Origin of the sequence: Nonomuraea gerenzanensis (assembly GCF_020215645.1) — a bacterium.
GTDB lineage: Bacteria > Actinomycetota > Actinomycetes > Streptosporangiales > Streptosporangiaceae > Nonomuraea > Nonomuraea gerenzanensis.
Map to the genome: position 1 here is coordinate 7,155,356 of NZ_CP084058.1, position 19,589 is coordinate 7,174,944.

The window sequence follows — 19,589 nt, forward strand, 5'->3', positions numbered from 1 at the left end:
CGGGCTCAGTACGTGATGAACCCGTAGAGCGCCAGGTGGTTCGACTTGGTGCCGCTCACCGTGTGGTCGACTGCCGACGGCCGCACGGCGCCCTTGACGAACAGGTAGTCGATCTTCCTGGGACCCATGGTCGCCTTGGCTCCGTAGCCGGTCATGCCGAAGCCGCTGAGCGTGGCGGGGGCGATGCCGGTGCGGTTGGCGTCCACGCCGATCACGCGGATCGCCGAGGCGTTCATCAGGCTCGTGGCGTCGGCGCCGAGGCGGATGCCGGAGTTGCCGACGCCCCTGTCGCCCGCGCCCGCGCAGGCGTTCGCCCCGTTCTGCTCGGGCAGGTGCATGGTGGCGGCGAAGACGGACGTGCCCGTCGCCCTGATCGTGAACCGCGCGGCGATGGCGCTGGTCCGCTTCCACTTGTACGTGTACGCGGCGCCGTCGTCGTTGCTCGGCGGCTTGTACAGCGTGCATCCGGCCCCGCTGTCGTAGGCCGTGCCCGGCTTCAGCCAGCCCGCGCTCCAGTATTTGGCGGTGTCGGCGAGGCTGAGCGTCCTGGTGTTGTAGAGGATCGCGTTGGTCTGCTTCTTCTTCAGGTCGCCGAGGTCCTGCTGGCTGCAGTGGTGGGAGCCGCCCCACGGCTCGGGGTCGTCCCAGGCCACGATCGCCCCGAACGTGCCCGCCGGGTAGCCGAACTTGGCCGAGAGCTGGTCGGCGTACGCGCCGGCCTGCCCGGTGCCGCGTACCTGCTGCACGATGAGCAGGTCGGGGGCCTGCACGCCGGAGGTGCCGGTGGCGCCGTTGTCGTCGACCAGGATCGAGCGCAGGTGGTCGGGGCCCGAGATCCGGGTGCAGGTGCCGTCGGCGTTGTTGCGTACCAGATTCTCGATGTTGTTGCTGTAGACCCTCAGCACGCGCTCCGCCGCGGCTGCGGGCGGCGGCTGAACGATGGCGGTCGTGGTGAGCGCGGCGGCGGCGAGTGCCACCGCGCGGGACGAACGAGAAGTAGGGGGCATTCTGGCAGAGTAGCGATGGTGGTGTCAGGAGTTGCCCGGGATGCCGAGGCTGCCGCCCAGGTGCCGGGTGAAGAACCGGATCGAGCTGTCGATCTCGAAGGACGGGACCCGGAAGTGGCCGCCGGGGTTGGCGTGCAGGGTCTTCTCGGCGGAGCCGAGTGCGTCGAACAGCTTCATGACCGAGTCGCGTGGACTGCCTTCATCGTCCCACTGCAGCAGGAACTCGACGGGGATCGTGATCCGCGCCGCGGTCTCGATGAGCCACTCGCTCGCGGTGAGGCCGAGGACCGCGGCGGTGATCCGGGGTTCGGCCGCGACGAGGCGGATGCCCATCTCCCCGCCCTGGGACAGGCCGTAGTACCCGACGGGCCGGCTGTCGCCGACGGAGTCCAGTTTCCGCAGCGCGTCCAGGGTCGTCCGCCAGTCGGGGATGAGCTGCGCCGCCACCGTTTCGTTGAGGGCGGGCCAGGCCGGGCCGAAGGGCTCGCCCGCGGCCTCTCGTTCCTGGATGAGCGCCACCAGCCGCCGGATCTCCGGGTGCTCCGGCCTGTCGCCGGTACCCGGCGCGTCGATCGCGGCGACCGCGAAGCCGCAGGAGGTGACGTAGGGGAAGGCCCGGGAGACGACCTCCCAGCCCTGCTTGTGCGACCCGCCGCCGTGCCCGATCAGGACCAGCGGGCGGGGGCCGGAGCCCCCGGCGGGCGTCCAGAGCACCCCGGGGATGTCCGCGATGGTGAAGAGCTGTTCGCGGATGCCGTCGCTGATCGTTTCCGAGGTGATGCGCATGGCGAGATTACATCGGCATTCCCGCTGACGCGTCGAGTCGTTTTCCGGGGCGGCGCTCTTCAGCCCCCTCTCAGGAGCCCGGGGCCAGGCCGGACAGCAGGGCGGCGGCGTCCAGCGGCGTCCAAAGGAAGCACACCCAGGAGCCGCCTGATCGGCACCTTACTCGCTCGACTCACGAAATGTCGCACCTCTCCACCCTGCTCCTCCCCTTCCGCCGCTTGAGTCGCACGCCCCCGACCGGCGGGCGCCGGGCGTACAGGAACGTCCGGTGCGGCCCGTTCGTCGTCATGGCGTGACCTTCTTCACCGGGCTTGACGCGCGGCTGCGTGAGGCGGCCGCCAGGATGCACCGCGCCGAGCACGTCCGGCGCCTGCGTGATGCCACCGCGCAACAGATCCAGGACGTCCGTCACGCCCTGGTGGAGCTGGAGGCCGAGCTGGCCAAGGAGGAGCGTGACGTCGCCCGGCTGAAGGGCGGGCTGTCCGCCGTCGTGGCCCGCATGCTGGGCAACCGCGAGGAGCGGATGGAACGCGAGCGTGCCGAGGCGGTGGTGGCCAGGGAACGCGTGGACGGTCACCGGGCCCGGCTGGCGCAGCTCGAAACCGATGCCGCGGCGGCAGCCGCCGAGCTGGCCGACCTCGGCCCCGCGTCCCGTGACTATGCCCGGTTGCTGGCCGAGAAGGAGCAGCAGCTCATCAGGAGCGGCGGTCCCGGCGCGCGCGAGCTGGCCGACCTCGGCGCCGCACTCGACCGGTTGGAGGCGGAGCTGCGCGAGTGCGAGGAGGCCCGCCAGGCGGGGCAGGGCGCGCACGAGGCGCTCGGCGTCGTGCTGCGCTTCCTCGACTCCGCCAGCGGCGCCTCCACCTTCGACGTGCTCGGCGGCGGCCTGCTCGCCGACGCCTTCGAGCACGACAGGCTGACCAGCGCCGACAAGGCCGCCTGGCATGCCCAGCGGGCGCTGGACGTCTTCGCCCGCGAGCTGGCCGACACCGGGATCGCGGCCGGGCCGGTGATGCCGAAGGTGGACACGCGGTGGTTCGTGGACGCCTTCTTCGACAACATCATCAGCGATGTGCTCAAGCATCAGCGCATCCAGAAGACCAGAACCGAGGTGAAGGAACTGGCGCAGTGGGTGCGCGAGACCGTGGCGTACCTGAAGGCGCGCCACGCCCAGCTCATGACCGAGCACTCCCGGCTGCTGACCAGGCGCAGGGAGCTGCTGCACCCCGCCTAGCCACCCGTCGAGGGCCTCTCTGACAGCGGCGAGTACGGCTTCCGGCAGGAGGCCACCCTGTACGACGACACCATCGAGCCCTACGGCCGGACCCTTGCGCCGGGCAATCGCCTGAACTACCGTCTGGACACATGTCCGGCGAATTGATGGAGTCCACCCGCCGCCGGCTGTCCGACCGGCAGGCCGACACCGTGCGCCGGCTCACCGACGCGGCGGTCGAGGAGGTCAGGGCGACCGGGTTCGACGGGTTCACCGTGCGCAACGTGGCACGCCGCGCGGGGGTCGCGCCGGCCACCGCGTACACGTACTTCACCTCCAAGAACCACCTGATCGCCGAGGTGTTCTGGCGGCGGCTGCGCGCGCTGCCGCCGATCCCGCCGGCGCCGGAGGAGCCGCGGGAGCGGGTGATCGCGGTGCTGCGGGAGATCGCGCTGCTGGTCTCCGACGAGCCGGAGCTGGCCGCCGCCTGCACGACCGCGCTGCTCGGCACCGATCCGGACGTACGGGAGCTGCGGCTGCGCATCGGCAGGACCGTCCACCGCCGGCTGCTGGCAGCACTGCGGCCCGGCCTCGCCCCCGGCGCCGAGCGCCCGTCGCCGGAGCAGACCCGCGTGCTGAACGCGCTGGAGTTCGCCTACGCGGGCGCCCTCGTGCACGCGGGCATGGGCTACAGCTCCTACGCCGAGATGGCCGACCGGCTCGCCGAGGTGGCCGAGCTGCTGTTCTGAGGTGGTGATCGCCGTGCAGGGCAGTCCGTCCTACGACCCGTACGACTACGCGATCCACGAGGACCCGTACCCCGCCTACCGGCGGCTGCGCGACGAGGCGCCGCTCTACCGCGACGACGGGCTCGACTTCTGGGCGCTGTCCCGGCACGCGGACGTGTCGGCCGCCTTCCGCGACCACGAGCGCTACTCCAGCTTCAACGGCGTCTCCCTCGACCCGAGCGCCTGGGGCCCGGCCGCGCACCGGACCATGTCGTTCCTGGCCATGGACCCGCCCTCGCACACCAGGATGCGCGCCCTGGTCTCGAAGGGCTTCACGCCGCGCCGGGTGCGTGAGCTGGAGGGCGACATCCTGCGGCTGACCCGGCGCCACCTCGATCCGGCCGTGGCCGCGGGCGGGTTCGACGCGGTGGCCGACTTCGCCGGCAGGCTGCCGATGGACGTCGTCTCCGAGCTGATGGGCGTGCCGGAGTCCGACCGCGACGAGGTGCGGCGGCTGGCCGACCTGGTCGTGCACCGGGAGGAGGGGCTCAACGACGTCCCGCCGGCCGGCATGGAGGCGGCGCTGGTGCTGGCCGGCTACTACCAGGACCTGGTGGCCGAGCGCCGCCGCAGGCCGCGCGCCGACCTCACCTCCGCGTTGCTCGCCGCCGAGGAGGGCCGGGACCGCATGACCGGCGAGGAGATCGTCGCCTTCCTGTTCCTCATGGTCGTGGCCGGCAACGAGACCACCACCAAGCTGCTGGCCAACGCCCTGTACTGGGGCTGGCGCAACCCGGAGCAGCTGGCCGGGCCGCTGGCCGACCCGTCGCGGGTGGCGGCTTGGGTGGCGGAGACGCTGCGTTACGACACCTCCAGCCAGCAGCTCGCCCGTACCGTCACCCGCGACACCGAGCTGCACGGCACGCTCGTGCCCGCGGGCGCGCGGATGTTGCTCCTGATCGGCTCGGCCAACCGCGACGAGCGCGTGTTCGCTGAGCCCGACACCTACGACCTCGACCGCGACACCTCGCCGCTGATCAGCTTCGGCGGCGGCCGGCACTTCTGTCTCGGGGCCGGCCTGGCCCGCCTGGAGGCGAGGCTGGCCCTGACCGAGTTCGTCCGCCGGGTCAGGGCCTACGACGTGGACGCCGAGAAGGCCGTACGCGTGCACTCCGTCAACGTCCGCGGCTTCGCCGCCCTGCCCATCACCGTCACCCCCCGATAGGAGGTCCGCCTCCATGCCCCGATTCGCCCCCCACCCCGAACGCCGCCCCGCGCTGGTCAGCGGGGCCTCGTCCGGGATCGGCGCGGCCACCGCCACCCTGCTCGCCACCGCCGGCCATCCCGTGGCACTCGGCGCCCGGCGCGTGGACCGCTGCGAGCAGCTCGCCGCGGCCATCCGCGAGCGCGGCGGCCAGGCGGTGGCCCTGCCGCTGGACGTCTCCGACTCCGACTCGGTCAAGTCCTTCGTGGCGGCGGCCACCGACGCGCACGGCGACCCGGAGATCGTCGTCTCGGGCGCGGGCGACCTGGCCGCCACCCGCGTCCACGAGCTGGACCCGGAGGCGTTCGCCGCCCAGCTCCAGGTGCACCTGGTCGGCGCGCACCGGCTGGTCGCACAGGTGGTGCCCGGCATGGTCGCCAGGGCGCGCGGCGACGTGGTGCTCGTCTCCTCCGACGTGGTGCCCTCGCCCCGGCCCCGCATGGGCGCGTACGTGGCGGCCAAGCACGGCCTGGAGGGCATGGCCCGCGCCATGCGGATGGAGCTGGAGGGCAGCGGCGTGCGCACGTCGCTGGTCAGGCCGGGGCCGACGATGACGGGGATGGGCATGACGTGGGACGCGGAGACGACCGCGACCGTGCTGGAGGAGTGGGTGCAGTGGGGGCTGGCGCGGCATCCGTACTTCCTGCAGCCGGAGCAGGTCGCGGCGGTGATCGTGACGGTCGCGACCGCGCCGCGCGGCGTGCACCTCACGCTGGTGGAGGTCCAGCCGGAACGGGCGGTGGAGCCATGACGGCGCCCGACGGGACGCACGAGCGCGCGCTGAAGGAGCCCGCCCTGGTCTCCGGCGGCCCCGACCACCTGGAGGAGCTGCGCGGCGATCCCATCGGGCTGATGCGCCGGGTGCGCGAGGAGTGCGGCGACGTCGGGCGGTTCCTGCTGGCCGGGCGGCCGGTGGTGCTGCTGTCGGGGGCCGAGGCGAACGAGCTCTTCTTCCGCGCCCCGGACGAGGAGCTCGACCAGGCGGAGGCGTACCCGTTCATGACGCCGATCTTCGGCACGGGCGTGGTCTTCGACGCCACCCCCGAGCAGCGCCGCGAGGCGCTGCACAACCAGGCGCTGAAGGGCTCCTTTCTCAAGGGGCACGCCGCCACGATCGCCGCGGAGGTGGACCGGATGGTCGCCGGGTGGGGCGAGGAGGGTGAGCTCGACCTGCTCGACTGGTTCGCCGAGCTGACCATCTACACCTCCTCGGCCTGCCTGATCGGCAAGCGCTTCCGGGAGCAGCTCGACCGCCGCTTCGCCGGGCTGTACCACGACCTGGAGCGGGGCACCGACGCGATCGCCTACGTCGACCCGTACGCCGACATCGACAGCTTCCGCCGCCGCGACGCCGCCAGGGTCGAGCTCGTCGCGCTGGTGGAGGGCATCATGGCCGGCCGGGCCGCCGCTCCGCGCCCGCCGCGCGCGGAGCGGGACCTGCTCGACGTGCTCATGTCCATCCGGGCGGACGACGGCACGCCGCGCTTCTCCGCCGACCAGGTCACCGGCATGTTCATCTCGATGATGTTCGCCGGGCACCACACCAGCTCGGGCACGGCCGCCTGGACCCTGATCGAGCTGCTGCGCCACCCCGGCGTGCTGGCCGGGGTCGTGGCGGAGCTGGACGAGCTGTACGCCGGCGGCTGCGAGATCAGCTTCCAGGCGCTGCGCGAGATCCCGCTGCTGGAGTCGGCGATCAAGGAGGCGCTGCGGCTGCACCCGCCGCTGATCCTGCTGCTGCGGGTGGCCAAGACCGAGCAGGAGGTGCTCGGTCACCGCGTCCCGGCCGGGACGCTGGTCGGGTGCAGCCTCGCCGTCTCCAACCGGATCCCGGAGGACTTCCCCCGGCCCGACGCCTTCGACCCCGCCCGCTACGCCAAGCCGCGCGAGGAGGACCTGGTCAACCGGTGGACCTGGGTGCCGTTCGGCGCCGGCAGGCATCGCTGCGTGGGCGCCAACTTCGCGATGATCCAGCTCAAGGCGATCTTCTCGGTGCTGCTGCGCGACTGGGAGTTCGAGCCCGCCCAGCCGCCGGACTCCTACCGCGACGACCACTCCAAGATGGTCGTCCAGCTCGCCCGGCCGTGCCGGGTCCGCTACCGGAGGCGCCGATCGTGAAGCTGCGAGCCGACCTGGACCTCTGCCAGGGGCACGCCATGTGCGAGCTGGAGGCGCCGGACGTCTTCGAGGTGCCGCGCAAGGGCAAGGTGCGCGTGCTCGTCGAGGAGCCGGACGAGTCGCTGCGCGCCCAGGTGGAGGCCGCCGTCCGATACTGCCCGACCCGGGCGCTGAAGTTGGGAGGCTGATGGTGTACCCGCGTGACGAGCTGGAGGAGATGGTGCGGCGCTGGCTTGCGGCCAACCGGCGCTGCGAGGAGCTGGGCGACTGGCGCCCGCTGGCGGAGCTCTACACCGAGGACGCCACCTACGGCTGGAACATCGGCCCCGGGCAGGACTTCATGGCGGTCGGCCGGGACGAGATCCGCGACCTCGCCCTGGGCTCGGAGATGGGCGGCCTGGACGGCTGGTCGTATCCGTACCAGAGCATCCTCATCGACGAGCGCCAGGGGGAGGTGGTCGGCTTCTGGAAGCAGGTCGCCGACGCCCGCCGTCCGGACGGCGGCGCGTACGAGGTGCCGGGGATCGGGGGGAGCTGGTTCCGGTACGGCGGTGACTTCCGGTGGCGCTGGCAGCGCGACTGGTTCGATCTGGGGAACGTCACGGCGGTGTTCGTCGAGATGATGAAGGCCGGGGTGCTGTCGGATGGGATGCGGCGGCGCTTGGACCGGGCGGCGTCCGGCGCGCCGGTGCCTGGTTACTATCCGAGGGCGGAGACCCCTGTGCCCTTGTGGTGACGGCGCCGGCCTGGTGGCGGCGGCGGCCGGTGGCGGCGCTAGTGCGGGATGGCGTCGATGAGCTGGCGGGCGCCCTGGCGGAGCAGCGCGACGGCGACGGACGTACCCAGCGTGGCCGGGTCGAGCGGGCCCGCCCACTCGTGGGCGTCCAGGACCGTCTTGCCGTCCGGGGTGAAGACGCGGGCGCGCAGCGACAGGCGCCCGCCGCGCTCGGCGCGGGCGTACCCGGCGATCGGGCTGTTGCAGTGCCCCTGCAGCACGTGCAGCAACATGCGCTCGGCCGTCACCTCGCGCCAGGTGTCGGCGTCGCCCAGGGCCGCCACGGCCTCGATGGTCTCGGCGTCGTCCTCCCTGCACTGCAGGGCGAGCACGCCCGCGCCGATCGGCGGGCACATCGACTCCAGCGGCAGCGCCTCGGTGATGCGGTCGCTCATGCCGATCCGCTCCAGGCCCGACACGGCCAGCATCAGCGCGTCGGCCTCGCCGGCGTCGAGCTTCTCCAGCCGCCGGTTGGCGTTGCCGCGCATCGGGACGCAGCGCAGGTGCGGGTGCGAGGCGGCGAGCTGCGCGATGCGGCGCACCGACGACGTGCCGATCGTGGTGCCCGGCGGCAGCTCGTCCAGGGGCAGGCCGCCCGGGTGCACGAGGGCGTCGCGCAGGTCGTCGCGCTTGAGGAAGGCCGCCCAGGTCGTCCCCGCGGGCAGCGGCCGGTCGGCCGGGACGTCCTTGACGCAGTGCACCGCGAGGTCGGCCTGGCCCGTGAGCAGGAGCGCGTCGACCTCCTTGGTGAACGCGCCCTTGCCGCCGAGCGCCGACAGCGCGCCCTGCCACCTGTCGCCCGACGTCGTGACCGGCACGACCTCGGTGCGCACGCCGGGGTGCAGCGTGGTGAGCTCGTGCCGGACCCGCTCCACCTGGGCGAGCGCCATGGGAGAGGAACGGGTGGCGATGCGGATCAGCTCAGGGACTGCCATCCGCCGATGGTAGCGCCCCCGGGCACGGGTTCGGGCGCATCACCCCGCCGGGGCCTCGGCGAGTGACAGGCTGTTGCCGTCCGGGTCGAGGATCTCCACGTGGCGTACGCCGTTGCCGTAGGTCTCCACGGGCTCGTGCCCGATGCCGTGCGCGGCCAGGCGGGCCAGGATGTCGTCGAGGTCGCGCACCCCGAAAGTGATCATGGTGCCGCCCACTCTGGAGGCCCGTACCGGCCGGTCGTCGAGGACGAGCCAGGCGTTCTCCCCTGTCTGCCACAGGAGCTCCGCGCCGATGATCTCGTCCGCCGGCCGGCCGAAGAACACCTCGTACCACTTCTGCGCGGTCGCCAGGTCACTTACGCAGACCACACTGTGCATGTCCATGGAGCCGTTCCTTCGAGTCGTCACGAAGGGTGGACCTCCTGCGCGGCCGGAACTCATCGGGCCGCCGGAACGCATCGCACAACCGGGCCGGGAGGCCGCGGCGGAACGCGCCGACGCGGGCGCAGCCCCATCACGGCACGTGCGGGATGCCGTCACGGTAGGTGCGGGGTGCCGTCGCGCATCGGTGGGAAGCGGAAGCGGGCCGCGGTGGTGGCGCGGGTCATCCCGGTGATGGGCGCCTCGCCGACGGGTTCGGTCTCGTCGTCGATGACGACCTCCCAGCGGCAGTGCGGCACCCGGTCGCCAGGCACGCGCGGCGGCCGGTGCACCGGACGGATGCGGGCCCTGGGGTTGACCGCCTGCGCGGTCCAGTCGAAGGTGCCGTCCTCGATGTGGTGGCACATGCCGCGCACCGCCCGCTCGCCGAACGGCTCAACGTCGAGCAGCGCCCCGCAGGTGCGCAGCTGGAAGAAGCCGTGCCGCTCGTCGATCAGCTCGTACTCGACGTCCATGTAGTGCTGGGCGAAGCCGGGGTCGAGCTGCAGGCACTTGAAGATGGCCGAGACGCCGTCGCCCTCGATCCGCATGATCTCGCGGATCCGCTGGGTGTAGACCGGGCTGGCGCCGCGCCACTCCTGGACGGCGATCTCCTCCACGGCCTCCTGGCCGTACCTCATCCCGACAGCGATGAGGCTGGAGCGGTCGAGCAGGTGGACGATGAGGGCGTACTCCCTGACCAGGCGCACGAGGGCCGCCTTCGACAGGTCCTCGAAGCGGAAGCCCGGGTCGAACGCGCCGGAGTAGTCGTCACGGGACACGGGCCCCTCCTTCGATTCCCCCTTGCACGGTCACTCGTGAACTGTAGTCTGGACAGGTGTCCATAACAAGCGGTCGCTTGCTCAATGGCTGGGCGGAGCAGGGCTCTCCCCTCCTGATCGGCGGCAGCCTGGTTCCGGGCGAGCAGTGCTTCCAGACCGTCGACCCGGCCACCGAGGAGGTCATCGGCCTGGCCGCCGACGCCACCCCCGGCCGGCTCGACGAGGCTGTCGCCGCCGCCCGCCGCGCGTTCGACGACTCCGGCTGGAGCACCGACCTGGCGCTGCGCGTCCGCTGCCTGCGCCAGCTCAGGCAGGCGCTGGAACGGCACGCCGAGGAGCTGCGCGCGCTCACCATCAGGGAGGCCGGCGCGCCCCGGTTCCTGACGTACGGGGCGCAGCTCGACGCCCCCGTGGCCGACCTGGGGTGGGTCGCCGACCTGGCCGAGAGCTACGAGTGGACGCGCGACCTGGGCCGGGCCGCGCCGATGGGCATCGCCAGCGACCGGCGCGTGCTGCGCGAGCCGGTGGGCGTGGTCGCCGCGATCACCCCGTGGAACTTCCCGCACCAGATCAACCTGGCCAAGCTCGGCCCCGCGCTGGCCGCCGGCAACACCGTGGTGCTCAAGCCCGCCCCCGACACGCCCTGGTGCGCGGCGGCGCTCGGGCGGGTCGTCGCCGAGGAGACCGACCTCCCGCCGGGCGTCGTCAACATCGTCACCGGCCGCGACCATGCCCTGGGCGCTCTCCTTGCCGCCGATCCGCGCGTGGACCTGGTCTCGTTCACCGGCTCGACGGCGACGGGGCGCGCGGTGATGCGCGGCGCCGCGGAGACGCTCAAGAAGGTGTTCCTGGAGCTGGGCGGCAAGTCGGCGTGCGTCGTGCTGGACGACGCCGACCTCGCGGGGGCGTGCACGTACGCCGCCTTCGCCGCGATCTCCCACGCCGGGCAGGGCTGCGCGCTCACCACGCGGCTGCTGGTCCCCCGCGCCCACCACGACGAGGCCGTGCGGATCACCGCCCGCACGATGGCGCGGCTCGGCACCGGCGACCCCGCCGACGAGCGCACCGTCTGCGGCCCGGTCATCTCCGCCCGCCAGCGCGACCGCGTGGAGGCGTACCTGAAGCTCGCGGTCGCGGAGGGCGGCTCGTTCGCCACCGGCGGGCGCCGGCCCGATCGGGACAGGGGCTTCTGGATCGAGCCCACGCTGGTCACGGGGCTGACCAACCGGTGCAGGGCCGCCAGGGAGGAGATCTTCGGGCCGGTGCTGGTGGTGCTGCCGCACGACGGTGACGACGACGCCGTACGGATCGCCAACGACTCCCCGTACGGGCTGTCCGGCGCCGTGCACGCCGGCGACCCGGAGCGGGCGCGAGCGGTGGCGCGGCGGCTGCGCACCGGCACGGTCAGCGTCAACGGCGGCGTCTGGTACGGGCCTGACGTGCCGTTCGGCGGCTACAAGCAGTCGGGGGTCGGCCGCGAGATGGGGGTCGCGGGCTTCGAGGAGTACCTGGAGATCAAGTCGATCGCGGAGGGAGCGGGATGACCGCGCGGAGATCAGCGGGCGCAGGCGGCACGATCACCGCACACGGATCGGCGATGGAGTTGGCGCGATGAGGCGATTCGCCGGGAAGGTGGCGATCGTCACGGGCGCCGCCCAGGGCATCGGAGAGGCGTACGCGCGGGCGCTGGCCACCGAGGGCGCCGGCGTGGTCGTGGCGGACGTGGACGAGCGGGGCGCGAAGGTCGCCGACGACATCGGGGGCCTGTTCGTCAGGACCGACGTGGCCGACCCCGCCTCCGCCGAGGCGATGGCGGCAGCGGCCGTGACGGCATTCGGCGGCATCGACTACCTGGTCAACAACGCCGCCATCTTCGGCACCATGAAGCTGGACTTCCTGTTCACCGTGGACTGGGACTACTACCGCAGGTTCATGGCCGTGAACCTGGACGGCGCGCTGCTGTGCGCCCGCGCCTGCCACGCCCGCATGGCCGAGCGCGGCGGCGGCGCCATCGTCAACCAGTCCTCAACCGCCGCCTGGCAGTACGCCGGTTACTACGGCCTGGCCAAGGCCGGCGTGAACAGCCTCACCCAGCAGCTCGCGCACGAGCTCGGCTCGCTGAACATCCGCGTCAACGCCATCGCGCCCGGCCCCGTCGACACCGCCGCGCACCGGGCCGTGGTGCCCGGCGGGATGTCGGCCAGGATCGTGCGCGACAAGCTCGCGCTCAAGCGGCTGGGCACGCCTGACGACCTCGTCGGGATGTGCCTGTTCCTGCTGTCGGACGAGGCCGCGTGGGTCACGGGACAGATCTTCAACGTGGACGGAGGCGAGGTGTTCCGCGCATGATGTACGGCTTCGTCGGGCTCGGCCAGATCGGCGCCCCCATGGCGGCCCGCCTGGCCGGCCCCGGCCTGATCGTCCACGACCTCCGGTCCGAGGCGATGGCGCCCCTGGTCGAGCGGGGCGCGCTGCCCGCCGCGAGCCTGGCCGAGGTGGCCCGCGCCTCGATCGTCTCGCTCATGGTGCGCGACGACGCCCAGGTGCGCGAGGTGGCCGACACCCTGATCCCCGCGAGCGCCCCGGGCACGATCCTCGCCGTCCACTCCACCATCCGCGCCGGCACCGCGGTCGAGCTGGCCGAGGCCGCGGTGCCGTACGGGGTGGAGGTGGTGGACGCCCCCGTCAGCGGCGGCTTCATGGGCGCCGCCGAGGGCACCCTGGCGGTCATGGCCGGCGCGAGCGAGGCGGCGTTCGCACGGGTGAAGGAGGCGTTCGCCCCCTGGGCGGGGCTCGTCCTGCACATGGGCCCCGTCGGCGCCGGCACCCGCGCCAAGCTGGCCCGCAACCTGCTGCACTTCGTGTCCTTCGCCGCCGCGGCCGAGGCTCAGCGCCTGGCGCAGGCCGCCGGGATCCCGCTCGGCGCCCTCGGCCGGATCGTCCGCCACTCCGACGCGGTCACCGGCGGCCCCGGCGCCCTCATGATCCGCGACACCACCTCACCGCTGCCTCCCGGCGACCCGCTGCGCGCGATCATGAGCCACGTGCTCGCGCTCGGCGACAAGGACCTGTCGCTCGCCCTCGAGCTGGCCGGCGAGCTAGGCGTCGACACCCCGCTCGCCCGGCACGCCCACCAGCGCCTGGCCACCGACCTCGGCCTTGAGGAGCCCGCATGACCGACGACAGACGGCAGCGCGGACTGGAGATGATGGGGCGGGTCTACGGGTGGGAGATGCGCGACGGGCCCGGCGACTTCTTCGGAATCACCGTGGATCACCTGTTCGCCGACATCTGGTCCCGGCCGGGGCTGTCCATGCGTGACCGGCGGCTCCTCCTGGTCGGCGTGCTGGCGGCCAAGGGGCTGAACGACGTGCTCGACATCCAGATCCCGGCGGCGTTGCGTAACTCCGAGCTGAGCGCCGAGGAGTTGCGTGAGATCGCCATCTTTCTCACGCATTACATCGGCTGGCCGCTGGGGGCCAGGCTCAGCGTGCAGATCGACACGCTGGTGGCGCGGCACGAGAAGAGCTCCGAGGGTGGGACGGACGGGTGACACGGGGGCTCAGCCGTCGAAGCCGCGATTCAGCCGGAAGGCGGCCAGGCCCTTCTGGGTGGCGGCGAAGATCACACCTGTCTCGGTCATCGCCAGGCCCATGATCCTGGCCTCCACGTCGATGCTCAGGCTTCGCCCGCGTTCGCCGAGCTTCCAGATCTCGAGCTGGTCCCTGTGGTTGGCCAGCACCACCCGCCCGGCGCGAGCGGCGAAGGCGGCGCCGCTCATCGGGATCGGCTCCTGCTTCCCGCACCGGCGCCCTTCGTAGCGGTAGACGTGCAGTCTGGGCTCGTCGACGAGGCGGACGACGAGCCACAGGGCTCCGTCGGCGATCGTGCAGGCGACCTTCTCGATGCCCGCGGCGCGATCCGGGTGAGGCAGCACCGACAAGGCTCTGCGCCATCGGGGCAGTACGGTGAAGCGGGCCAGGAGCCGGTGATGGTAGAGGTCCCAGATCGCCACCCGGAAGTCGTCGCCGCCTGTCACGGCGATCGGGGTGCCGTCCGGCAGGCATCCCGTCTCCACCGTTCCGACCCAGCCCGAGTGAGCGCGCAGCGCCGCGATCGCGCGGCCCTCGTCGAGGTTCCAGACCACGGCGTCGCTGCGGTGCCCGCCGGTGACGGCGATGCGCTCCCCCGTGGGGAGGCGGACGGCGGCGGACGCCTGTGGCCAGTAGACCGGATCAGCTTTGCACCTTTGCAGGAGAAACTGCCACGACCAACTCATCGTTCGGCTGACGTCGCAGGTGTGATCCGCGTAGAAGGTCACGAGCACCGGCTGGTCGTCGCCGTCCACGAGGGTCCGCGTGGTGGTCTCGGTGCGGCTGCCCAGCACCAATTTCCACTCCTGCCGTAGTGACACGACCAGGGTGTCGTTCCAGGCATCCGGATCGGCCTCCCGACCACAGGCCTGCCCCAGCTCTGTGCCGTCGTCCAGGACGACGGCCCGCACTTCGGCCGCCTGGAAGATCCCGGGGTGCTCAGCGGAGTCCTGCTGGTCGGTGTGGTGGAAGTCCCAGAGTCGCACCGTCCCGTCCTCGCCGCCGGTGGCCACGATCTCGTGCCTGTCCGGGAGCAGCGCCACGTCATGCGCGGTGACCGGGCCGTTGTGACCGGCCAGCGTCACCTGCCTGCCGGATGACGGCAGAGTGAGCGAGACGTCAGGGGAGACGGACATGTCCCGTCGCGATCCCACCGACGCGCCGCACACCGACAGTTGCCTGTCGTCCAGGTACCAGGCGAACCTGTCCAAGAACCTGTGCTCTCTTCTCCGGACCAGTCTGCGATTGCCCGCCACGATCGTCTCGGAGACGTCGTGCCGCTGTGTCTCTCCCCCGATCTCTCTGTCGCGGGCAAGATCCCAGATAAGCATGTTGTTCTTCTCATGGATGACCGCGAACAACGCTGTGTCGCCGTCCACCAGGTATTCGACCTTGCGCCCTCGCCGTTGGAGATGCGGCAGGGCAGAACGGCCGGTCTCCGGGTCGTAGAGAGCCCCGAACCTGGCGATGAGCACGTTCTTGCCCGTCTCCAGCCGTCCGGGAGCCAGGTCGGCCGCCGTCACCCGGCCGGGCAACGAGAGGAGTCTCCGAGCGGCGGCGAGGTCCCAGATCTCCGCGGGGAGAGCGGTGCCACCCGACCTGACCAGGACGGCACGCCCGTCGAACCAGCGATTGAAGCCCATGGTCAGGTTCCCCGGGAACCGCCAGGCCGCGGCGGGCGGGATCTGCCACTTGAAGGCCCCGGAAGCCACCTCCCAAACCGTGCACGCGCCTTCCGCGTCGAGCAGCACGACGACCTCTCCTGACGGGTCGATCCGCGCGTCCAGCGCCGGGCGCTTCGAAGGGCCGAGCAGATGCGTCGTCAGTTGCTCACCCGTTCGCAGATCCCACTTCCGTATCGACCTGTCGACACCCACGGAGATCGCCACCGGCTGCCCGGTCGTCGAGCAGCGAAGGTCCGTCACGCTGCCCGCATGCCCGGTGAGCACGCGGTGGGGATGCTCTTCCGGCCACTGGGACCACAAAGGTGTCCACGGCTCCTGCTCACCTCTGATCTGGATGCGGTACGCCAGCTTGCCGGCGCCTGCCCGGTATGCGGCCAGCCGCAGATAGGCCAGCCATTCCTGAGGTCGCTTGGTCCTGATCAGATGCAGCGCCCGCCTATAGGCCGCGCCCGCCCGCCTGTCCTCGCGGTCCATCAGGTAGGGCAACGCCGCCAGGAGCGGTGCGGGCGTGGCCGCGAGCAGGAACGCGGGATCATGCACCAGCTCGCCCAGCATGTCGGCCGACCCGAGTATGGCATGCGTCGCCAGATGGTCGAGGGTGTAGCGGTCGGCCCGAGCCCAGTCGGTCCGGCCCTGGTCCTTGGGCGCCCGGCCGGCGAAGAAGGCGGTGAAGCGCCGATGGACGAACTCCGCGTCGCGGTACTGACGAAGGTACTCGGCCAGCGCCGTGTGGTAGAGCCGGTAGAGCGACTCCCCGTCCACCACGGTCTCCACGACGTAGTAGCCGGCGTTCCGCAGCAGCCACTCGACGTTCTCGTTGGTGAACGGGTGGTGGCCGAGCCGGGAGGCGAGCGGCGCCCACACCCTTCCCCAGGGCAGGCCGGACCCCTGCGCGAAGGCCAGCGGCGTGAGCAGATCCCTTGCTTGCTGCGCCAAGTCCCCGAGCCTGGTCTCCAGGTCGTTGTGCATCGCCTCGGCCGCGGTCGCGGGCAGCGACGCTCGCCAGGCCTGGTCCCTGGGCTCCGGCACCGTCGGCTGCGCCGCCAGGGTGCGCGAGACGATCAGCGCGACCAGGAAGGACCGGCCGGCCGCCGCCGCGACCGCGTCCGCTACCTCGCGCACCACTTCCGCCGGCACGCTCGCGTACGGTGAGCCGGGCTCGATCTCCACCAGGCAGCGTGCGGCGTACTCGGACAGGCTGGCGGGATCGGCGTAGCTGGAGTCGTCCAGGTCCAGCACGTCCTCCTGCGGGAGCGGGAGACGGGGCAGCAGGTGGCGGCGGCTGCCGATCAGCAGGCGGAGGCCGCGCTTGGGCCCCGCCTCGATCAGCGGGTAGAGGATCTCGTCCGCCAGCTTCTCGTAGTCGATGGCCTCGTCGACCGCGTCGATGGCGGCCACGCACGGCCCTGGGATCGCCCCCAGCAGCTCGCCGACGCTCTGCGGCCGCAGCCCGAGCCCGGCGCAGAGCGCGTCGAGCACGTCCAGGGGCGTCATCAGGCGGGCGTGGATCGCCACGTCGATCGACCTCTCCGGCGGGACGGCGGCTCTCGGCACGTCCTCCAGAGTGATCTGGCCGCGCCGGGCGGGATCGCTGAGCACCGCCAGCCTGGCGATCATCGAGGACTTACCCGACCCGGGATCGCCCGTCACCACCCGGGATCTCCTGCCCTCCTTCAGCCAGGACACCAGGTCTTCCAGCGCCGCGTGCCTGCCGACGAACCGCGAGATCCGCGGCAGCCAGTGCTCGGTGAAGTCCCGGTCGCGGGCCTGCCTGTGCTGGATCCGCAGCTTGGTGAGCATGTCCAGATCAGCCAGTTCGGGATCGTAGCGGGGGTTCTTCAGAAACGTGTCCGGCGCACTCTGGTGGGCCACGTGGTGCGCCACCGTCTGCCAGTCGGGAGTGTGCCGGTTCATGGAGCCCACCAGCTCGCTGATCCGCAGGTATTCCGGCTGGTAGCCGGCCACCGACAGGTCGGCCAGGGCACGTTCGAACGCCTCGGCGAACGTGCCCGCCTCGATCTGCTCCTTCGGGTGAGCCGCGGTGACGATGATCAGGGTCTTGTCGTCGCGGTTCATGGCCTTCATCGCGGCGCCCAGCGCCTCGCCCGCCCCTTTCCCCGCGTGACAGCAGTCAAGGACGATCATCGCGTGGTGCAGCGGTGTGTCCTCCAGCATGAGGTTGGCCAGCTTCGTCGTGGGCACGGTGCTCGACACGGGGTCCTCCGTGTCGCCCATCCACAGCGCGTGCTCGTCGGAGACGAGTCCCGCGTGCCCGGTGTGATAGAGCACGACCAGGTCGTCGGGCTCCGTCTCGTCGCGGCAGAACCTGCGCAGCTCGGAGCGGAACGTCTCGCCGAGAGGATCCACGTCGAGAGCGGTTCTGCGCTTGTAGCCGAGCCCCTGCAAGAGCCGGACCATGCGTTCCACCGACTCCACGATCGATTCACCGGTCTTGGGCAGCTCCCTGGTGACGCCGGTGGCGATGAGGTGACGCCGTCCCATGGGATCATTCCAGTCCGTCCAGGATGGCCTGCCCCGTCAGGCGCTCGGTGAGATAGGGACGCAGGTCGTGAGCGTGGGAGCCGTTGTACACGCGGATCTGCCTGATCTGCGAGCCGAAGAGCGGACGCAGGTCCTCCACCGCGGCGACCACGTCGCCGGCGTCCACGACGTTGGTCCACGCCTTGACGGCTCCCGGCCAGCCGCCGGGCTTCGGCCGCAACCGGTCGAAGATCAGGTTGGGCAGGCCGAGCGGGGAGCCGAGCGTGACGAGTGCAGCCACCGGCCACTCGGTGTGCGCACACAGCGCCTCGTAGGCGACCACGGAGCCCAGCGAGTGCCCGACGACGACTCTGGTGTCGGCCGCGAGTCTGCGTTCCACGGCCTCGCGAGCCCACTGGCGCACACTCTGATCCTTGAAGTAGGCGCTCACCTGCTTCAGATCCCCGATGAACAACTGCTCGGCGACGCGGCTGAGGAATCGCGAGCGGCTCATCGCGACCAGAGCACCGCTTACCCAGGACGGCGTGCGGGCCAGGACCTCCCGGTCCGGCGGGACCACCCGGCCGTCCACCTCTGCGGCTCGCCGCCACCAGGCCAGGAGCAATTCCTGCTCGTACCCCTCCGCCACGTCGTGTGCGTCGTAGTAGAGGTCGGGCGCCATCACCTCCGCAGGGGGCCGGAACAACTCGCCGTACGCGGCGAAGTCAACCTGCTCGGGCAGCACGTCACCGCCCGCCAGGCGCACGCCATCGCGCAAGGCGGGAAAGAGACGCTCGCGCAACGTGTGCTCGCCTCTGAACTGCTGGCTGATCCCGTGGATGACAACGATGGCGGCCACGGTTCCCCCTTCACACGGGGACGCTTTTCCCAGAGTGTGCATAGGAAGAACTCGGCTGGCAACCGGGAGGGGCCATGCTGGCGAACCCCGCCCTGCGGCACGTCAGGCTCACCGATCGACTGCACGAGTGGCGCAGACAGGCGGAGAGCCGGCTGGTGGTCTGGGCATCGGGAACGGTGGCCCTGGTGGCGATCTCCTCGCTAGGGCTGCTCATCAGTGGTGCAGGTGTCAGGGATCTACCTGGATTCGCGAGCACGCTGACACCGGTCGCCGCAGCGTATGCCGCGCTCGTGGCGCTTCTTCCACACGGGCGCGCGCTGCTGCGCTGGTGCATCATGGGAGCACTGGCGACGGGAGCGCTTGTCCCCTTCCTGCCCGCCTCTCCGCAGCGCCCGTCACAGGTCGAGGTGGCCGCCGAGTGGCTGGTGGGCAACCCCTTCGTGGCACTGCCCATCGGGCTGGCCGCGCTGTGGCTGCTCCCTGGCAGCTTGATGTCCATTCGCCTTTCACGTATCCGCTTCTCTCGGTTGCGGCCGGGCCCGGTCGGCATCGCGCGGCGTGTGCTCTCCGGCCTGCTCATCATGGCCGTTCTGGCCGGCGTGCTCGCCGCGGGAGGCAGCGTGCGGGACACGCTCGGCGGTCCTGGACTCGCCGGTGACGTACTCCTGGCCTGGCTGGTGCCACTCACCGTGCTGGTCTGTGCGGCTTGGAGCAGGAGGGCAAGCCGGTGGTTCTATCACGTCGCCCTGCTGACAACGGCAGGTCTCGGACTGCTCATGGGTGCCCCTCCCATGCTCGCAGGTCCCGGCTTGTGGCCCCTGATCATGATCGTCCTGCCTTGTGCGATCGTCACCTCAACGATGGTGAGCAGTCTTTTGCGATGGCCGCGTATCTAGTGTCATCCCCCTGAGATTCATCGGAGATATTCGCGCGGGATTCGAGG

At 71.6% G+C, this 19,589-nt stretch carries 19 protein-coding genes; 12 read left to right on the forward strand and 7 right to left on the reverse strand.

Going from position 1 to position 19,589, the window contains the following annotated elements; translation table 11 throughout:
* Nucleotides 1–5 precede the first annotated feature (5 nt).
* Nucleotides 6–1,007 carry a hypothetical protein gene (locus LCN96_RS33395; protein WP_225266408.1) on the reverse strand — a complete coding sequence of 334 codons (1,002 nt, stop codon included), beginning with the start codon at nt 1,005–1,007 and terminating at the stop codon, nt 6–8.
* Nucleotides 1,008–1,031: 24 nt separating this feature from the next.
* The gene (locus tag LCN96_RS33400; protein WP_225266409.1) at nt 1,032–1,793 is read right to left on the reverse strand and encodes a dienelactone hydrolase family protein; all 762 of its coding nucleotides are present in this window, start codon (nt 1,791–1,793) and stop codon (nt 1,032–1,034) included.
* Between the two features lie 292 nt (nt 1,794–2,085).
* Between LCN96_RS33400 and LCN96_RS33405 the strand changes: the two genes are divergently transcribed.
* From LCN96_RS33405 to LCN96_RS33435, 7 genes are all read left to right on the forward strand, one after another.
* Nucleotides 2,086–3,027 (forward strand): hypothetical protein, encoded by a 942-nt coding sequence (locus tag LCN96_RS33405; RefSeq protein WP_225266410.1) that lies wholly within the window; start codon nt 2,086–2,088, stop codon nt 3,025–3,027.
* A gap of 131 nt (nt 3,028–3,158) precedes the next feature.
* Nucleotides 3,159–3,755 (forward strand): TetR/AcrR family transcriptional regulator, encoded by a 597-nt coding sequence (locus LCN96_RS33410; protein WP_225266411.1) that lies wholly within the window; start codon nt 3,159–3,161, stop codon nt 3,753–3,755.
* A 13-nt stretch (nt 3,756–3,768) separates the two neighbouring features.
* On the forward strand, nt 3,769–4,959 hold the full coding sequence (locus LCN96_RS33415) for a cytochrome P450 (protein ID WP_225266412.1): 1,191 nt from the start codon (nt 3,769–3,771) through the stop codon (nt 4,957–4,959).
* A 13-nt stretch (nt 4,960–4,972) separates the two neighbouring features.
* Nucleotides 4,973–5,749 (forward strand): SDR family oxidoreductase, encoded by a 777-nt coding sequence (locus LCN96_RS33420; protein ID WP_225266413.1) that lies wholly within the window; start codon nt 4,973–4,975, stop codon nt 5,747–5,749.
* On the forward strand, nt 5,746–7,116 hold the full coding sequence (locus LCN96_RS33425) for a cytochrome P450 (protein ID WP_311131978.1): 1,371 nt from the start codon (nt 5,746–5,748) through the stop codon (nt 7,114–7,116). The genes LCN96_RS33420 and LCN96_RS33425 overlap by 4 nt, the downstream gene beginning before the upstream one ends.
* Nucleotides 7,113–7,304, forward strand: a complete 192-nt coding sequence (locus LCN96_RS33430; RefSeq protein ID WP_225266414.1) for a ferredoxin — start codon at nt 7,113–7,115, stop codon at nt 7,302–7,304. The genes LCN96_RS33425 and LCN96_RS33430 overlap by 4 nt, the downstream gene beginning before the upstream one ends.
* Nucleotides 7,304–7,852: a Cif family virulence factor gene (locus LCN96_RS33435; RefSeq protein WP_225266415.1), complete on the forward strand. Its 549-nt coding sequence runs from the start codon at nt 7,304–7,306 to the stop codon at nt 7,850–7,852. Before LCN96_RS33430 ends, LCN96_RS33435 begins: the two co-directional genes overlap by 1 nt.
* A 38-nt stretch (nt 7,853–7,890) precedes the next feature.
* On the opposite strand, the gene hemC is transcribed toward LCN96_RS33435, so the two are convergent.
* From hemC to LCN96_RS33450, 3 genes are all read right to left on the reverse strand, one after another.
* Nucleotides 7,891–8,826, reverse strand: coding sequence for a hydroxymethylbilane synthase (gene hemC, locus LCN96_RS33440; RefSeq protein WP_225266416.1), 936 nt, complete (start codon nt 8,824–8,826; stop codon nt 7,891–7,893).
* Nucleotides 8,827–8,865: 39 nt separating this feature from the next.
* Nucleotides 8,866–9,210, reverse strand: coding sequence for a VOC family protein (locus LCN96_RS33445; RefSeq protein ID WP_225266417.1), 345 nt, complete (start codon nt 9,208–9,210; stop codon nt 8,866–8,868).
* A gap of 152 nt (nt 9,211–9,362) precedes the next feature.
* Nucleotides 9,363–10,028: a hypothetical protein gene (locus tag LCN96_RS33450; protein ID WP_225266418.1), complete on the reverse strand. Its 666-nt coding sequence runs from the start codon at nt 10,026–10,028 to the stop codon at nt 9,363–9,365.
* Between the two features lie 77 nt (nt 10,029–10,105).
* On the opposite strand from LCN96_RS33450, the gene LCN96_RS33455 reads away from it, so the two are divergent.
* The 4 genes from LCN96_RS33455 (at nt 10,106) to LCN96_RS33470 (ending at nt 13,581) form a co-directional block, all read left to right on the forward strand.
* On the forward strand, nt 10,106–11,572 hold the full coding sequence (locus LCN96_RS33455; RefSeq protein WP_225266419.1) for an aldehyde dehydrogenase: 1,467 nt from the start codon (nt 10,106–10,108) through the stop codon (nt 11,570–11,572).
* Between the two features lie 67 nt (nt 11,573–11,639).
* On the forward strand, nt 11,640–12,377 hold the full coding sequence (locus LCN96_RS33460; RefSeq protein ID WP_225266420.1) for an SDR family oxidoreductase: 738 nt from the start codon (nt 11,640–11,642) through the stop codon (nt 12,375–12,377).
* Nucleotides 12,374–13,204, forward strand: a complete 831-nt coding sequence (locus LCN96_RS33465; RefSeq protein WP_225266421.1) for an NAD(P)-dependent oxidoreductase — start codon at nt 12,374–12,376, stop codon at nt 13,202–13,204. The genes LCN96_RS33460 and LCN96_RS33465 overlap by 4 nt, the downstream gene beginning before the upstream one ends.
* Complete coding sequence (locus tag LCN96_RS33470) at nt 13,201–13,581, forward strand: carboxymuconolactone decarboxylase family protein (protein WP_225266422.1); 381 nt, start codon at nt 13,201–13,203, stop codon at nt 13,579–13,581. Before LCN96_RS33465 ends, LCN96_RS33470 begins: the two co-directional genes overlap by 4 nt.
* 9 nt (nt 13,582–13,590) lie before the next feature.
* Here the strand turns inward: LCN96_RS33470 and LCN96_RS33475 are convergent, their stop codons facing one another.
* Nucleotides 13,591–17,808 (reverse strand): caspase family protein, encoded by a 4,218-nt coding sequence (locus LCN96_RS33475; protein WP_225266423.1) that lies wholly within the window; start codon nt 17,806–17,808, stop codon nt 13,591–13,593.
* Nucleotides 17,809–17,812: 4 nt separating this feature from the next.
* Nucleotides 17,813–18,646, reverse strand: a complete 834-nt coding sequence (locus tag LCN96_RS33480) for a GPI inositol-deacylase (RefSeq protein ID WP_225266424.1) — start codon at nt 18,644–18,646, stop codon at nt 17,813–17,815.
* 74 nt (nt 18,647–18,720) lie between these two features.
* Here LCN96_RS33480 and LCN96_RS33485 point away from each other — a divergent pair, with 74 nt between their 5' ends.
* A complete protein-coding gene (locus LCN96_RS33485; protein WP_225266425.1) occupies nt 18,721–19,542 on the forward strand; it encodes a hypothetical protein in 822 nt (273 codons plus the stop codon).
* Nucleotides 19,543–19,589 lie beyond the last annotated feature (47 nt).

What these genes read in the sequence shown, in the direction of transcription:
- LCN96_RS33395 (WP_225266408.1), bottom strand. Translation starts at nt 1,007, where the DNA reads ATGCCCCCTACTTCTCGTTCGTCCCGCGCGGTGGCACTCGCCGCCGCC.
- LCN96_RS33465 (WP_225266421.1), top strand. Translation starts at nt 12,374, where the DNA reads ATGATGTACGGCTTCGTCGGGCTCGGCCAGATCGGCGCCCCCATGGCG.
- LCN96_RS33475 (WP_225266423.1), bottom strand. Translation starts at nt 17,808, where the DNA reads ATGGGACGGCGTCACCTCATCGCCACCGGCGTCACCAGGGAGCTGCCC.
- LCN96_RS33425 (WP_311131978.1), top strand. Translation starts at nt 5,746, where the DNA reads ATGACGGCGCCCGACGGGACGCACGAGCGCGCGCTGAAGGAGCCCGCC.
- LCN96_RS33420 (WP_225266413.1), top strand. Translation starts at nt 4,973, where the DNA reads ATGCCCCGATTCGCCCCCCACCCCGAACGCCGCCCCGCGCTGGTCAGC.
- LCN96_RS33460 (WP_225266420.1), top strand. Translation starts at nt 11,640, where the DNA reads ATGAGGCGATTCGCCGGGAAGGTGGCGATCGTCACGGGCGCCGCCCAG.
- LCN96_RS33400 (WP_225266409.1), bottom strand. Translation starts at nt 1,793, where the DNA reads ATGCGCATCACCTCGGAAACGATCAGCGACGGCATCCGCGAACAGCTC.
- LCN96_RS33485 (WP_225266425.1), top strand. Translation starts at nt 18,721, where the DNA reads ATGCTGGCGAACCCCGCCCTGCGGCACGTCAGGCTCACCGATCGACTG.
- LCN96_RS33470 (WP_225266422.1), top strand. Translation starts at nt 13,201, where the DNA reads ATGACCGACGACAGACGGCAGCGCGGACTGGAGATGATGGGGCGGGTC.
- LCN96_RS33410 (WP_225266411.1), top strand. Translation starts at nt 3,159, where the DNA reads ATGTCCGGCGAATTGATGGAGTCCACCCGCCGCCGGCTGTCCGACCGG.
- LCN96_RS33435 (WP_225266415.1), top strand. Translation starts at nt 7,304, where the DNA reads ATGGTGTACCCGCGTGACGAGCTGGAGGAGATGGTGCGGCGCTGGCTT.
- LCN96_RS33445 (WP_225266417.1), bottom strand. Translation starts at nt 9,210, where the DNA reads ATGGACATGCACAGTGTGGTCTGCGTAAGTGACCTGGCGACCGCGCAG.
- hemC (WP_225266416.1), bottom strand. Translation starts at nt 8,826, where the DNA reads ATGGCAGTCCCTGAGCTGATCCGCATCGCCACCCGTTCCTCTCCCATG.